Genomic DNA, 14,008 nt, shown 5'->3' with positions numbered 1-14,008 from the left:
TTGAAAAGTATAAACATAATTCGTAATCAAAGGCGATTGCTTTCCTAGGATCTCCTTGGGAATTTTTTTTGCCTATAACCATAGTAAATTTGAATATTTGTGTTTTGGGAGGAAATCATGATTAGAACTTTGTATGTAGAAAAAAAACAAGGCTTTGACATCGAAGCAAAAGCACTACTAGAGGACTTCAAAACAAATTTAGGAATTAATACTATTGAAAATGTACGTCTGTTAAATAAATATTCCTTTAATGAAGTTGAAAAAGAGGTTTATGAAAAAGCGAAAGCTATAATATTTTCTGAACCTATGGTAGATAAAGTTTATGAAGAACAATTTCCTATCTTAGAAGGAGAAGCGGTTTTTGCAGTAGAATACCTTCCAGGCCAATATGATCAAAGAGCTGATTCCGCTGAACAGTGCTTTCAGATCCTTACCTCTGGAGAAAAGCTAGAAATAAAGTCCTCCAAGGTAGTATGTTTAAGTGGAGATATAAGTAAAGATGAACTTGCGAAAATAAAGCAATATTACATAAATCCTGTTGATTCAAGAGAGGTTGATCCTCTATCTAAAGAACTATTCTCATCATATGAAATTCCAAGCGAAGTTGAAGATATAGATAATTTTACAAGTTTAAACGATGAAGGTTTAAGTGCTCTGCATAAAGAATTAGGCCTAGCTATGACGGTAGAAGATTTAAAACTAATAAAAGATTACTTTTTAGAAGAGAAAAGAAATCCTACTATCACAGAGATAAAAGTTATAGACACCTATTGGTCAGATCACTGTAGACATACTACCTTCTTAACCTCTATAGAAAATGTTGAAATAGAAGACAGCATCTATTCAAGTCCTATTGTAAAAAGCTTTAATAGATACAAAGAAGCTAGAGAAGTTTTGTACAAGAATAAAGAAAAAGATATGACTTTAATGGATATAGCTGTAATAGCAATGAAGGAATTAAAAAGTAAAGGTATGTTAGAAGATTTGGACATATCAGATGAAATAAATGCTTGTTCCATAAGAGTAAAAGTAGACACTGAAAAGGGAACAGAAGATTATCTAGTAATGTTTAAAAACGAAACTCACAATCATCCAACTGAAATAGAACCCTTCGGTGGGGCAGCAACTTGTCTTGGTGGGGCTATAAGAGACCCGTTGTCAGGCAGAACTTATGTATATCAAGCAATGAGAGTTACAGGAAGCGGAGATCCTACAGTATCTATAGAAGAAACCCTAAAAGGTAAGCTCCCTCAAAGAAAGATAACCCTAGGAGCTGCTCATGGCTACAGCTCATATGGAAATCAGATAGGCTTAGCAACAGGACAGGTTAATGAAATTTATGATCCTGGTTATGTGGCTAAAAGAATGGAGATTGGAGCTGTTATAGCAGCTGCACCACTTAAAAACGTTAGAAGAGAAGAGCCTGTAGAAGGAGATATAATAGTTCTTCTAGGTGGAAGAACAGGAAGAGATGGCTGTGGTGGAGCAACTGGATCTTCAAAAGAGCATACAGTAGAGTCTATAGAACAGTGCGGAGCAGAGGTTCAAAAAGGTAATGCACCTACAGAGAGAAAGCTTCAAAGACTTTTTAGAAATCCAAAAGTATCTACTATGATAAAAAGATGTAATGATTTTGGTGCTGGTGGAGTTTCTGTTGCAATAGGAGAACTCTGCAGAGGTCTTGATATTAATCTTGATCTAGTTCCTAAAAAGTATGAAGGTCTTGATGGTACAGAACTTGCTATATCAGAGTCTCAAGAAAGAATGGCTGTAGTTATAGCCAAGGAAGATGGAGAAAAATTTATAGAGCTTGCGCTTGAAGAAAACTTAGAAGCAACTATAGTAGCTGAAGTAACTGATCTTGAAAGAATGAGAATGTTTTGGAATGGAAAGAAAATAGTTGATCTTTCAAGAGCCTTCCTTGATACAAATGGAGCTAAGCAAAGAACAAGTGCTATATTAAAAGCACCTAAGGCTGAAGAAAATATTTATAAAAACCAAGGTGCTGAAGATTTAAAGAAGCTATGGTTTGAAACTATGGAAGACTTAAATGTGGCATCTCAAAAAGGATTAGTTGAAAGATTTGATGGAACTATAGGAGCAGGAACTGTATTGATGCCATTTGGAGGAAAGTATCAGCTTACTCCAGCAGAAGGAATGGCTGCAAGGATACCAACTCTAGAAGGAGAAGCAGAAGAAGCTACTATAATGACCTTTGGCTTTAATGCAAAGCTATCAAAATGGAGTCCATATCACAGTGCATATAATGCAGTGGTGGAATCAGTTTCTAAGATAGTAGCCACAGGTGGCAAGAGTAAAAAAGTATGGCTTACCTTCCAAGAGTACTTTGAAAAGCTTGGAAAGAATCCTGAAAGATGGGGAAAACCACTAGCAGCTTTACTTGGAGCTTATCAAGCTCAGATAGACTTAGGAATAGCAGCTATTGGAGGAAAGGATAGTATGTCTGGAAGCTTTGGCGATATGGATGTACCACCTACTTTAGTTTCCTTTGCTGTGGCAGTGGAAAAGGTTAAGAATATAATTTCTCCAGAGTTTAAGAGAGTTAACTCTCAAGTTGTTTATGTAAGTACAAGCAGAGATGAAAGTGAACTTGTAAACATAGAAGAATTTAAGAAAAACGTTGAAGTTATAGAAAGATTGATTGAAGAAAAGAAGGTTATCTCAGCATATTCCTTGAAAAATGGGGGCATTTGTGAAGGAATATCAAAAATGTGTTTCGGAAACAAAATTGGGGTTAGGCTTTCAGCATTAAGCAAGGAAGAACTTTTCTCTTTAAGTTATGGAAGCTTTATTCTTGAAGTTTCAGAAGACTTAGAAGTTGATAAGGAATTCCAAGGGGCTATTTACAAGAAGATTGGTGAAACAAAGGCGGAACCAAGTATTGAAGTTTTAGATCATTGCTTTGCAATAGATGAGCTGATAGCTTCATGGGAAAGCAAGCTAAGTAAGGTATTTAAGATAAAGACTGAAGATAAAAATGAAAAAATAGCTTCTATCTTATTCGAAAATCCTTATAAAAAGACTGTAGCTATAAAAACTGCTAAACCAAGAGTATTCATTCCAGTATTCCCTGGTACAAACTGTGAGTATGACTGTGCAAAAGCTTTTGAAAAAGAAGGAGCAGTAGTAAAGCAACTAGTACTTAAGAATCTTACTAAAGAAAGCCTTTTAGATTCCTTACTAGAGATGGAGAAGGCTATAAAAAATAGTGAGATAATAATGCTTCCTGGAGGCTTTAGTGCTGGAGATGAACCAGATGGTTCTGCAAAGTTCATAGCAACTGTGTTCAGAAATGAGAGAATAAGTAATGCGGTAATGGAACTTCTAAAGAATAGAGATGGACTTATGTTAGGAATTTGCAATGGCTTCCAAGCTCTTGTAAAACTAGGTCTCCTTCCATACGGTGAAATAGTAAATATGGAAGAAGATATGGCGACCTTAACCTTCAATACTATTGGAAGACATATGAGTTCCATCATAAATACAAAAGTGGTATCAACCCTTTCACCTTGGTTTAATGAGGTTAGCTTAGGTGATATCCATTCTATACCAATATCTCATGGAGAAGGAAGATTTGTAGCTCCAGAAGGCCTTTTAAAAGAGCTTCAAGCAAAAGGACAGATAGCAACTCAATATGTAGATTTTAATGGTGAAGCAACACTTAATATGCCTTACAATCCAAATGGATCAATGCTTGCTATTGAAGGAATCACAAGTCCAGATGGAAGAATATTAGGTAAGATGGGACACTCAGAAAGAATAGGAAACAACCTATACAAAAACATCCCAGGTGACTTTGATCAGAAGTTGTTTAAATCAGGAGTTAATTACTTCAAGTAAACTTAACATAATAGATTATTTAAGATATTAATTATAGACTCTGTTAAAGTAAGGTATTGAAATTAAGTGGTCAGTCATCAGATGCTTTAATGAGCTTGCACTAATTGCTCGCTCATATATTATCTTCTTCGTAACCACTTAATTTCAACAATATTATTGAACATAGCCTAATATTAATAAAGCTAATATAAATAAGAAGACAATTTATAAAATATTGGAGGTAACTATGAAAGTAGCAATTTTCTTTGGTTCAAAATCAGATACTGATGTAATGAAGGGAGCAGCAAACGCTCTTAAGGAATTTGGAGTAGAGTACAAGGCTTTTGTATTATCTGCTCATAGGGTTCCAGAAAAGCTAATGGAGACTCTACATGAAATAGATGAACAAGGTTTTGAAGTGATAATTGCAGGAGCTGGACTTGCAGCACATCTTCCTGGAGTTATAGCATCACACACAACAATGCCAGTAATTGGAGTACCTGTAAATGCAGCAATAAATGGATTAGATGCTTTATATTCAATAGTGCAAATGCCTAAATCTATACCAGTAGCTACCGTTGGAATAAATAATAGCTATAATGCAGGAATGCTTGCAGTACAGATGCTTTCATTAAAATATCCTGAGCTAAAAGAAAAGCTTATAAATTTCCGTAAAGACATGAAGGAAAAATTTATTAAGGAAAATGGAGAAGGAGTGGAACTATAATGGAAAAATTAGAAATGATGTATGAAGGAAAAGCAAAGAAAATATATGCAACAGACAAGGCTGATGAAGTAATAGTATATTACAAGGACGATGCAACAGCATTTAACGGAGAAAAGAAGGGACAAATAGAAGATAAAGGTGTTTTAAACAACGCAATAACTTCTGTACTTTTCAATCTTCTTGAAAAAGAAGGAGTTAAGACTCACTTTATAGAAAAGTTAAATGAAAGAGAACAACTTTGCAAAAAGGTTGAAATAGTACCACTTGAAGTTATAGTTAGAAACGTAGCAGCAGGAAGTATGGCTAAGAGATTAGGCTTAGAAGAAGGCTTCCCATTAAAAACTACAGTTTTTGAAATCTGCTTAAAGGATGATGCACTAGGCGATCCATTAATAAATGACTATCATGCAGTAGGAATAGGCGCAGCTTCTTTCGAAGAATTAAATAAAATATATGAAATGACTGCGAAGGTTAATGATGTACTAAAGGAATTCTTCTTAAAGCAAAACATAAAGTTAATTGACTTTAAGCTAGAGTTTGGTAGATACAATGGAGAGATATTATTAGCTGATGAAATATCACCAGATACTTGCAGATTCTGGGATGCAACAACTAATGAAAAGCTAGACAAAGATAGATTTAGAAGAGATCTTGGCAACGTTAAAGATGCTTATGTAGAAATACTTAATAGAATCAACCAGTAATTATTAGTGAAAGGAATCTGATTATGAGAATAGAGCCAATTGAAGATAAGTTTAAAGAAGAATGTGGAGTATTTGGAGTGTTTTCCAAGAACAACTTAGATGTAGCAAGAATCACATACTATGGACTTTATGCATTGCAACACAGAGGACAAGAAAGTGCGGGTATTGCAGTTTCTGATGGTGAAAGTTTAAAACTTCATAAAGATCTAGGTCTTATTACTGAAGCTTTTAAAGAAAAACACATACAGGAATTAAAAGGACATATAGCAATTGGACACGTTAGATATTCAACTACAGGATCAACTAATGTGGAAAATGCACAACCACTATTAAGCTCATACAAGCTTGGCTCTATTGCCATAGCGCATAACGGAAATCTAGTAAATGCTGATGTACTTAGGGAACTTTTAGAGGATTCAGGCCATGTTTTTCACACCTCAATAGATTCAGAAGTAATAATAAGTCTTATAGCTAGAGGAGCAAAAAGAGGAATAGAAAGAGCTATTGCCGATGCGGTTCAAACCATCAAAGGCTCCTTTGCTTTAGTCATGATGACTAAGGATAAGCTGATAGGTGTAAGAGATTCTAATGGAATAAGACCTCTATGTATTGGAAGAATCGGTGACAGCTATATCTTAGCTTCTGAGAGCTGTGCATTAGATACGGTTGGAGCTGAATTTGTAAGAGATGTAGAACCAGGGGAAATTGTAATAATAGATGAACATGGAATTGAAAGTGTAAAGTATTCAGAACAGACACAGTGTGAAACTTGCGTATTCGAATATATATATTTTGCAAGACCAGATAGCACTATTGATGGCATTAATGTTCACCAATCAAGAGTGAAAGCAGGAGAAATGCTGTTTAAGGAATCACCAGTGGAAGCTGATGTTGTTATAGGTGTTCCAGACTCAGGAATATCTGCTGCCATAGGTTACTCTAGAGCTTCAGGAATCCCTTTTGAAACAGGTTTTGTAAAGAACAAGTACGTTGGAAGAACCTTTATAACTCCAAATCAGGAGATGAGAGAAAGAGCGGTATCTGTAAAGCTTAATCCACTAAAGGCCAATGTAGAGGGAAAAAGGGTTATATTAATTGATGATTCTATAGTAAGAGGAACTACTTCAAGACACTTAGTTGAGTCCTTAAGAAAAGCAGGAGCTACAGAGGTTCACTTTAGAGTAGCATCTCCTATTGTAGGGTATCCATGTTACTTTGGAATAGACATATCCTATAGAAAAGAATTAGTTGGGTCAGAGAGATCAATTGATGAAATAAATGCAGTTATTGGAGCAGATTCCCTTGCTTATATTTCAGTAGAAAGCTTATTAAAGTGTTTTGGAGATAAAAAAGGATTTTGTTTAGGCTGCTTCAATGGAATTTACCCAGTTTCAACTCCAATAGAAACAGCAAAAGATCATCTTGAAAGGTAGTGAAGAAATGTTAACATACAAACAAGCAGGAGTAGACATAGAAGAGGGATACAAATCCGTAAAACTTATAAAGGATTATGCAAGTAGAACTTTATCGCAGTACGTTTTAAATGGACTAGGAAGCTTCGCAGGAATGGTTGAACTTCCAGAAGGCTACAAGAAACCAGTATTGGTTTCAGGAACTGACGGAGTAGGAACAAAGCTTGATATTGCCTTTAAGACAAAAAAATATGATACTGTAGGAATAGACTGCGTTGCTATGTGTGTAAATGACATACTTTGCCATGGAGCAAAACCTTTATTTTTCCTTGACTATCTAGCTTGCGGCAAGCTTGAAGCAGAAGTGGCAGCTGACTTAGTAAAGGGAGTATCTGAAGGATGTCTTCAAGGGGACTGTTCTTTAATAGGTGGAGAAACTGCTGAAATGCCAGGATTTTATAGTGAAGGGGAATATGATCTAGCTGGTTTTGCAGTAGGAGTTGTTGATAAAGATAAGATAATAAACGGAAGCAATATAGAAGAAGGTAATGTTCTTATAGGTATAGCTTCTTCAGGAATACATTCTAACGGATTTTCTCTAGTTAGAAAGATTTTTTCAGATTTAGATGAAGAGTTTGAAGGAAAACCAGTTTGGCAAACTTTAATAGAACCTACAAAAATATATGTTAAACCAGTAATGAGAGTCTTAGAAAGCTATGACATAAAGGGGATGGCTCATATAACTGGTGGTGGTTTCATAGAAAATGTACCAAGAATGTTTGGAGAAGGTTCCTTCACAGCAGTTATTAAGAAAAATAGTTACCCGCTTCCAAGCATATTCCAAGAGATAATTAATAGAGGTGTTGAAAAGGATCATATGTACAATACCTTTAACATGGGAATTGGATTTGTACTTGCTGTAGATTCTAAGGATAAGGACGCTGTACTTGAGCTTTTAATATCACAAGGTGAGAGAGCTTACGACATTGGATATGTAAGAGCTGGAGGTGAGGGTGTTTGCTTAGAATAGCAGTATTGGTTTCAGGGGGAGGAAGTAACCTAGGGGCTATAATAGAAAGTATTGAAAAGGGAGATTTAAATTGTTCTATTGAAGCGGTTATTTCTGATAAAGATAGTGCTTATGCTTTGACCAGAGCTAGAGAAAAGAATATCCCAGCCTTTGTAGTATCTAAGAAGGAATTTGGGGCTGAAAGCTCCAATAGGATATTAGAGCTTATAAAAGACAAGGTTGATTTGATAGTGCTTGCAGGATATTTATCTATTTTAAATGGGGAGATCTTAAGACAATTTAAGAATAAAATAATAAATATCCATCCATCACTTATTCCATCATTCTCAGGGGCGGGAATGTATGGAATAAAGGTTCACGAGGCTGTTATTAAAAAAGGTGTAAGATACTCAGGCTGTACAGTGCACTTTGTTAATGAAGAAGTTGACGGGGGAGAAATACTTCTTCAAGAGGTGGTACAGGTATTGCAAGAGGATGATGCAGCTACACTTCAAAGAAGAGTGCTTGAAAAAGAGCATTATATCTTACCAAAGGCTATAAAGCTTATAAGTGAGGGAAAAGTTACAATAAAAGACGGAAAAACTTTTTTACTGTGAAGAAGCTAGCTTCAGCGAATTTTTCACTGTTAAGTAAGTCTAAATCTAAGGAGGTTTTTTGATGATTAAGAGAGCTTTACTAAGCGTATATGATAAAACTGGCATACTTGATTTTGCTAAGTTTCTTGAAAGTAACGATGTTGAGATAATTTCTTCAGGCGGAACTTACAAATATCTTTTAGAAAATGGTGTTGCAGTAAAGGAAATAGCTGAGATTACAAAGGCACCAGAAATGCTTGATGGAAGAGTTAAGACTCTACATCCTGTGATTCATGGAGGTATCTTAGCCATAAGAGACAACGAAGAGCATATGAAGACTATTAAGGAAAGAGGTATTGACACAATAGATCTAGTTGTAGTAAATCTATATCCTTTCTTTGAAAAGGTAAAGGAAGATTTAAGCTTTGAAGAAAAGGTTGAATTTATAGATATCGGTGGTCCTACAATGCTTAGAGCAGCAGCTAAAAACTTTAGAGATGTTGTAGTTATAAGCAATATAGAAGACTATAGCAAAGTTAAAGAAGAAATTGAGCAAAGTAAAGACGTTAGTCTTAAGACAAGAAAAGTACTAGCTGGTAAGGTATTTAACTTAATGAGTGCTTATGATGGTGCTATAAGTAACTTCCTTCTAGAAGGAGAAGAGGAATATCCAGAATATCTTTCAATTTCTTATAAGAAAAAGCAGGAATTAAGATATGGAGAAAATCCTCATCAAAGTGCAGCTTACTACTCAAACAATGAAGTAGATGGTGCTATGAATACTTTCAAGGTTCTTAACGGAAAAGAGCTTTCTTATAATAACTTAAAGGATTTAGATATAGCTTGGAAGGTTGTGAATGAATTTGATGACATAGTAACTTGTGGACTTAAGCACAATACTCCATGTGGAGTTGCTATTGGAGAGACTGTTTATGACAGCTATATGAAGGCATATGAATGTGACCCAACTTCTATATTTGGTGGTATAGTTGCTGTTAACAGAAAGTTAGACAAGGCTACAGCAGAAGAGATGAGCAAGATATTCTTAGAAGTAGTAGCAGCACCAGAATATGAAGAAGAGGCTCTAGAGGTTTTAAGAAAGAAAAAGAACTTAAGAGTTATAAAGGTTAATTCTGCTCCTAAGGCTGATAAGTACATGGTTACAGTTGATGGCGGAATATTAGTGCAAGAAGAAGATAGAAAGCTTATAGAAGAAATTAAAGTGGTTACAGAAAAAACACCAACAGAGGCTGAGATGAAGGACATGATCTTCGGTATGAAGGTGGTTAAATATGTTAAGTCAAATGCTATAGTTGTAATAAAGGATGGAAAAGCAGTAGGAATCGGTGGAGGTCAAGTTAATAGAATATGGCCTACAATGGATGCACTAAAGAGAGGTACAGGAGCTACTGTACTTGCGTCCGATGCCTTCTTCCCATTTGGAGATGTAGTAGAAGAAGCTGCAAAATATGATATTAAGGCAATTATTCAACCAGGCGGATCTATAAGAGATCAGGAATCTATAGATCAATGCAATAAGCATGGAATTAGCATGGTGTTCACAGGTATAAGACATTTCAAACACTAAGATAGATGGAGTGATAATTGATGAAGATTTTACTGGTTGGAGGCGGAGGCAGAGAACATGCCATAGCATGGAAGCTGGCTAAGAGCTCAAAGGTAGAGAAAATATATGTGACACCTGGTAATGGTGGAACAGCACTAGAGAATAAATGTGAGAATATAAACTTAGGTACATTTGAGGAAATGGCTGAATTTGCCAAGGGGAACAACATCGATTTGACTGTGGTAGGACCAGAAGAACCATTAACAAAGGGTATAGTAGATTTATTTAAAAAAGAGAACTTGAAGATTTTTGGACCAGAACAAAGAGCAGCAATGCTTGAAGGCAGCAAGAGCTTTTCAAAGGATTTTATGAAGAAATATAATATAAAGACCGCTGCCTATGAGGTTTTTTACGATAGTAATGAGGCCATAGAGTACCTTAAAAACTCTGAATATCCAATAGTTATAAAAGCTGATGGTTTAGCAGCTGGTAAAGGGGTAGCCATTTGCGAAAACTTTAAAGAAGCTGAGGATACCATAAAGGAATTCATGGTACAAGATAAGTTCAAAGGTGCAGGTCAGAAGATTGTTATTGAAGAGTTCTTAAAAGGGGTAGAAGCTTCAATACTTTCCATAACTGATGGAAAAACAATAATACCATTCTTATCTGCCAAGGATCATAAGCAGATTTTTGATGGTGGAGTTGGTCCAAACACTGGTGGTATGGGAGTAATAGCTCCTAACCCATATGTTACTGAAGAAGTATTTAAGGACTTTGAAGATAATATAATGATGCCTACACTTTTAGGAATAAGAGAAGAAGGCTTTGACTATAAGGGAATAATCTTCTTTGGTGTTATGATAACTGAAAAAGGCTGCTATCTTTTAGAATATAATGTAAGAATGGGAGATCCAGAAACTCAATCCGTACTTTCCTTAATGGATAGTGATTTCCTTGAACTTATAGAGCTTTCCTTAGAGGGAAAATTAAGTGAAGCTAAAGTAAGCTGGAAAAAAGGAGCTTGCTGTAATGTAGTTTTAGCTTCTAAAGGCTATCCAGGAGACTTTGAAAAAGGCTTCAAGATAGATATAGAACCTTCTGTAAAAGAAAATGTATTTATTGCAGGGGGAGTTATTAAGAATGATACCTTAGTGACTTCTGGTGGAAGAGTACTTTCTGTGGTAGGCATTGGGGATACCATAGAGGCCGCAAGAGAAAAAGCTTATGCTAATATAGCTTCTGTAGACTTTGATGGAAAATATTTTAGAAAAGATATAGGGCTTATTACAGAATAAAAAGTTACCATTTGAAACCTAATATATATCTTAAAGGGCTGTCTAAATAAAAATATTATTGGGCAGTCCTTTTTCCTTTTTAAGCATAATAGATAAACCTCTAAAATATATTGTAAAGATGAGCAATATTGAAAGAAGGATTTTTATTTATTGGAGGAAGATATATGGTTCCAAGAAAAAAAGAAGAGCTAACTGAGAAGGATAGTCAAGACTTTAATGGTACCTATAAGCTTATTGGCATTGCTTTTGCAGTGCTATCATTAATATTACTAATAGTCATTATAAGATACATAATTAAATATAACTTAAAAGTAGAATTCATAGCGCTACTAGCTTTTTTTATCACCATAATCATTGATACCTTTATGCTGTGGAGATTTATAACTAATAAGCTAATAAAAGCTGAAACCACCATAGAGCAACTGAAAAAAGAAAATGCTAGGTTAAAAGAAGAAGCTACTTTGGACAACCTTACTGGAATTTTTAATAGAAGAAAGCTAGAGGAAATTTTAGCTGTTGAGCTTGAGCGATGTAATAGGTATGGTACTTCCTTAGCTATGATTATCTTCGATATTGATGATTTTAAGAAGATAAATGATAAGTATGGACATAGTAGAGGGGACATAGTACTGAAAAATATATCAAAGGTGATTAGTTCAAAGCTTAGAAAAACTGATTTTTTTATAAGATGGGGTGGAGAAGAATTTGTGATAATAGCCCCTGAGACAAAAATCCAAGGAGCGCTTAAACTAGGTGAGAAGCTTAGAAAGTTAGTAGCAGAAAATATTTACGTAGAGCTTGAAAGAGTTACCATAAGTGTTGGGGTTTCTGAGTATGAAAAAGGCAGTGAATTTAAAAAACTATTTGATAAAGCTGATAAGGCTTTATATGAAGCAAAAAACTGCGGAAAAAACAATGTTAAATTTGTAGAATAAAATATATTTTTGAAGCCTTTTGTTTTAGAGGATTTTTATCTGTTTTGTAGAAATATTATTTAAAATAATTATACAAGTTCTATTTAATATACTTGATCAATTAATATACTAAACAGTGTTTAACTCTACGCTTTTTATGAATAAAACTGATTAGAACTTATATATGAATTATTTTCGTAAAGTTATAGTTTTGAGGAGAGGATTAGGATGAGGAGGAATTTTGAACAAAAATTAGACTATAGTCAAATAAGGGATATCGACTTTAGAGTATCCTTTATAAATACAGAAGAATTTAATGGATATGTTCACTTAGCTTCAATTCATAAAGTAAGTGAGGCCATTTTTAGAAGTGTTGATGACAAAAGGATAAAAATAATGGATAATGGATATAGATGGCTTCAGATTACTCCATTAAATGCTAACTATAATCTAATAACTATAATTGACGAAAAGAATCAAATACTGCAGTGGGAATTTCATATAATAGATAGTAATGATAATGATGGAAACATTAGTCTGATGTTTGAGGATCTAATCTTAAGTTTACTAGTACTTCCTGATGGTTATAAAAAAGTACTTGGAGAACAGGAAATAAAAGAAGCCTTGTGCAGCAACTCAATTGACTTTTGCCAATATGATAAAGCCTATAGAGAAATTAAAATACTTGAACAGGTTGTGTCTATAGAAAAACTATTTGAGTTAAGCAAAGCAATGCTTGACCAAATAATCGGTGATAGCAGCGAGAAAAGTGAACTTAAATGCAGGATTTAGCTATATATTATTAGCTATTGGAGGTGGCCATGTTCAATAATTCTTTTTTTAAAGATAATAAATATGATAAGGAAAGCTATAATAGTGAAGGCAATTATACTTTTCTAAAGAAAGCGACCTTTAAGATCTTAAAGATTAATTGCATTTACGATAGTGAAGAAGACCAATATATGACCTTAGCTACATGCATGAATGAAAAATACGAAGTTGAAACTGTTAATATAGAAGGTTTTACTATCGAATATTCTGTTACAGAACTAGAAGGAGCCTATATTGAAATTGACATATACGAAGATGAAGATGAAGAATACTATAAAGGAAGAATATACACTCAATAACGCAGCAATAAATTAAATTTGGGGACTAGGGGGTAAAAATTATGAAACTATTCTTAATGGGAAAACAAAGTGCTGATAAGGATAACCCTCTAAACAAGGCTCTTATCAGTGAGATAAAGAAAGGAAAGGGTAGAATCGCATATATACCATCTTCCTCTGAGAAAAGCATTGAATATTATAAAGATATCTCAGACTTTTACAGAGAGCTTGGCTATGGAGAGATATTATTCTTTGACCTTGGAGCGCAGTACAATCCAGGTCTTATAACAAAGCTTTTAAATTCAGATGTTATATATTTATCAGGGGAAAATACTTATAAGTTTTTACTTCTTCTAAGGAAGAGAAAACTCACGGAAGCTTTAAAGGAGTTTGCAAAGAGAAATGGAATAATTGTTGGAGTAGGCGGGGGCAGCATACTTTTAACACAAGATATTTCATTATCTTCCTTAATATATGACAATTCCTATGAAGCACTACAGACCAGAGGCTTTGGATTAACAAAATTTGAAGTGTTACCACATTGGCAAGAAAATAAGGTGCTTCTTCCAAAACTCATTGATTACTCTATCAACACAGAGAAAAACATATATGCCTTCAACGATGGCTACGGAGTTTCCATGATAGGAGATAGAGTTGAGTTTTACGGTGATATAATAAACATAAAAAATGGTTCCGTTTCCGTATACAAAGGAAACTACAAAGTCTTTTAGGGACTGGGGGACGGTTCTCCTGTCCCGGAGTGGCGAAGAAAATGTTCTACTTTTTCCGGTCTAGGAAAGTATGTTTTTTTGTTAGCTAAACCTAGTTGTATCAA

General features: G+C 34.6%; 12 protein-coding genes. All 12 read left to right on the top strand.

Features of this window, described 5'->3' with window-relative positions; all coding sequences use genetic code 11:
* The first annotated feature begins 117 nt into the window (after positions 1–117).
* The 12 genes from C1I91_RS20530 to C1I91_RS20475 all read left to right on the top strand — a co-directional run bounded on the left by C1I91_RS20530 (position 118) and on the right by C1I91_RS20475 (position 13,904).
* Complete coding sequence (locus C1I91_RS20530) at positions 118–3,861, top strand: phosphoribosylformylglycinamidine synthase (RefSeq protein WP_128214550.1); 3,744 nt, start codon at positions 118–120, stop codon at positions 3,859–3,861.
* Positions 3,862–4,087: 226 nt separating this feature from the next.
* Positions 4,088–4,567 carry a 5-(carboxyamino)imidazole ribonucleotide mutase gene (purE, locus tag C1I91_RS20525; RefSeq protein WP_128214549.1) on the top strand — a complete coding sequence of 160 codons (480 nt, stop codon included), beginning with the start codon at positions 4,088–4,090 and terminating at the stop codon, positions 4,565–4,567.
* Positions 4,567–5,271, top strand: a complete 705-nt coding sequence (gene purC / locus C1I91_RS20520; RefSeq protein ID WP_128214548.1) for a phosphoribosylaminoimidazolesuccinocarboxamide synthase — start codon at positions 4,567–4,569, stop codon at positions 5,269–5,271. Before purE ends, purC begins: the two co-directional genes overlap by 1 nt.
* 23 nt (positions 5,272–5,294) lie before the next feature.
* The gene (gene purF, locus C1I91_RS20515) at positions 5,295–6,704 is read left to right on the top strand and encodes an amidophosphoribosyltransferase (RefSeq protein ID WP_128214547.1); all 1,410 of its coding nucleotides are present in this window, start codon (positions 5,295–5,297) and stop codon (positions 6,702–6,704) included.
* Positions 6,705–6,711: 7 nt separating this feature from the next.
* A complete protein-coding gene (purM, locus tag C1I91_RS20510) occupies positions 6,712–7,713 on the top strand; it encodes a phosphoribosylformylglycinamidine cyclo-ligase (RefSeq protein ID WP_128214546.1) in 1,002 nt (333 codons plus the stop codon).
* Positions 7,701–8,309 (top strand): phosphoribosylglycinamide formyltransferase, encoded by a 609-nt coding sequence (gene purN, locus C1I91_RS20505; RefSeq protein WP_128214545.1) that lies wholly within the window; start codon positions 7,701–7,703, stop codon positions 8,307–8,309. Before purM ends, purN begins: the two co-directional genes overlap by 13 nt.
* 61 nt (positions 8,310–8,370) lie before the next feature.
* A complete protein-coding gene (gene purH, locus C1I91_RS20500; RefSeq protein WP_128214544.1) occupies positions 8,371–9,876 on the top strand; it encodes a bifunctional phosphoribosylaminoimidazolecarboxamide formyltransferase/IMP cyclohydrolase in 1,506 nt (501 codons plus the stop codon).
* Positions 9,877–9,896: 20 nt separating this feature from the next.
* On the top strand, positions 9,897–11,150 hold the full coding sequence (purD, locus tag C1I91_RS20495) for a phosphoribosylamine--glycine ligase (RefSeq protein WP_128214543.1): 1,254 nt from the start codon (positions 9,897–9,899) through the stop codon (positions 11,148–11,150).
* A 164-nt stretch (positions 11,151–11,314) separates the two neighbouring features.
* Positions 11,315–12,085, top strand: a complete 771-nt coding sequence (locus C1I91_RS20490) for a GGDEF domain-containing protein (protein ID WP_128214542.1) — start codon at positions 11,315–11,317, stop codon at positions 12,083–12,085.
* A gap of 207 nt (positions 12,086–12,292) precedes the next feature.
* Positions 12,293–12,856, top strand: coding sequence for a DUF402 domain-containing protein (locus C1I91_RS20485; RefSeq protein ID WP_128214541.1), 564 nt, complete (start codon positions 12,293–12,295; stop codon positions 12,854–12,856).
* Between the two features lie 29 nt (positions 12,857–12,885).
* Positions 12,886–13,194 (top strand): hypothetical protein, encoded by a 309-nt coding sequence (locus C1I91_RS20480; protein ID WP_128214540.1) that lies wholly within the window; start codon positions 12,886–12,888, stop codon positions 13,192–13,194.
* A gap of 41 nt (positions 13,195–13,235) precedes the next feature.
* Positions 13,236–13,904 carry a Type 1 glutamine amidotransferase-like domain-containing protein gene (locus C1I91_RS20475; RefSeq protein WP_128214539.1) on the top strand — a complete coding sequence of 223 codons (669 nt, stop codon included), beginning with the start codon at positions 13,236–13,238 and terminating at the stop codon, positions 13,902–13,904.
* Positions 13,905–14,008 lie beyond the last annotated feature (104 nt).

Source organism: Clostridium manihotivorum (assembly GCF_004015185.1).
In the GTDB taxonomy this organism is placed as follows: Bacteria; Bacillota; Clostridia; order Clostridiales; family Clostridiaceae; genus Clostridium_AR; species Clostridium_AR manihotivorum.
Note: the sequence above shows the minus strand (reverse complement) of the source record. Positions and strands in the feature narration are given on the sequence as shown.

Bases quoted from the DNA above. Each gene is read 5' to 3' on its own strand.
- C1I91_RS20530 (WP_128214550.1), top strand. From the start codon at position 118: ATGATTAGAACTTTGTATGTAGAAAAAAAACAAGGCTTTGACATCGAA.
- purE (WP_128214549.1), top strand. From the start codon at position 4,088: ATGAAAGTAGCAATTTTCTTTGGTTCAAAATCAGATACTGATGTAATG.
- purC (WP_128214548.1), top strand. From the start codon at position 4,567: ATGGAAAAATTAGAAATGATGTATGAAGGAAAAGCAAAGAAAATATAT.
- purF (WP_128214547.1), top strand. From the start codon at position 5,295: ATGAGAATAGAGCCAATTGAAGATAAGTTTAAAGAAGAATGTGGAGTA.
- purM (WP_128214546.1), top strand. From the start codon at position 6,712: ATGTTAACATACAAACAAGCAGGAGTAGACATAGAAGAGGGATACAAA.
- purH (WP_128214544.1), top strand. From the start codon at position 8,371: ATGATTAAGAGAGCTTTACTAAGCGTATATGATAAAACTGGCATACTT.
- purD (WP_128214543.1), top strand. From the start codon at position 9,897: ATGAAGATTTTACTGGTTGGAGGCGGAGGCAGAGAACATGCCATAGCA.
- C1I91_RS20490 (WP_128214542.1), top strand. From the start codon at position 11,315: ATGGTTCCAAGAAAAAAAGAAGAGCTAACTGAGAAGGATAGTCAAGAC.
- C1I91_RS20485 (WP_128214541.1), top strand. From the start codon at position 12,293: ATGAGGAGGAATTTTGAACAAAAATTAGACTATAGTCAAATAAGGGAT.
- C1I91_RS20480 (WP_128214540.1), top strand. From the start codon at position 12,886: ATGTTCAATAATTCTTTTTTTAAAGATAATAAATATGATAAGGAAAGC.
- C1I91_RS20475 (WP_128214539.1), top strand. From the start codon at position 13,236: ATGAAACTATTCTTAATGGGAAAACAAAGTGCTGATAAGGATAACCCT.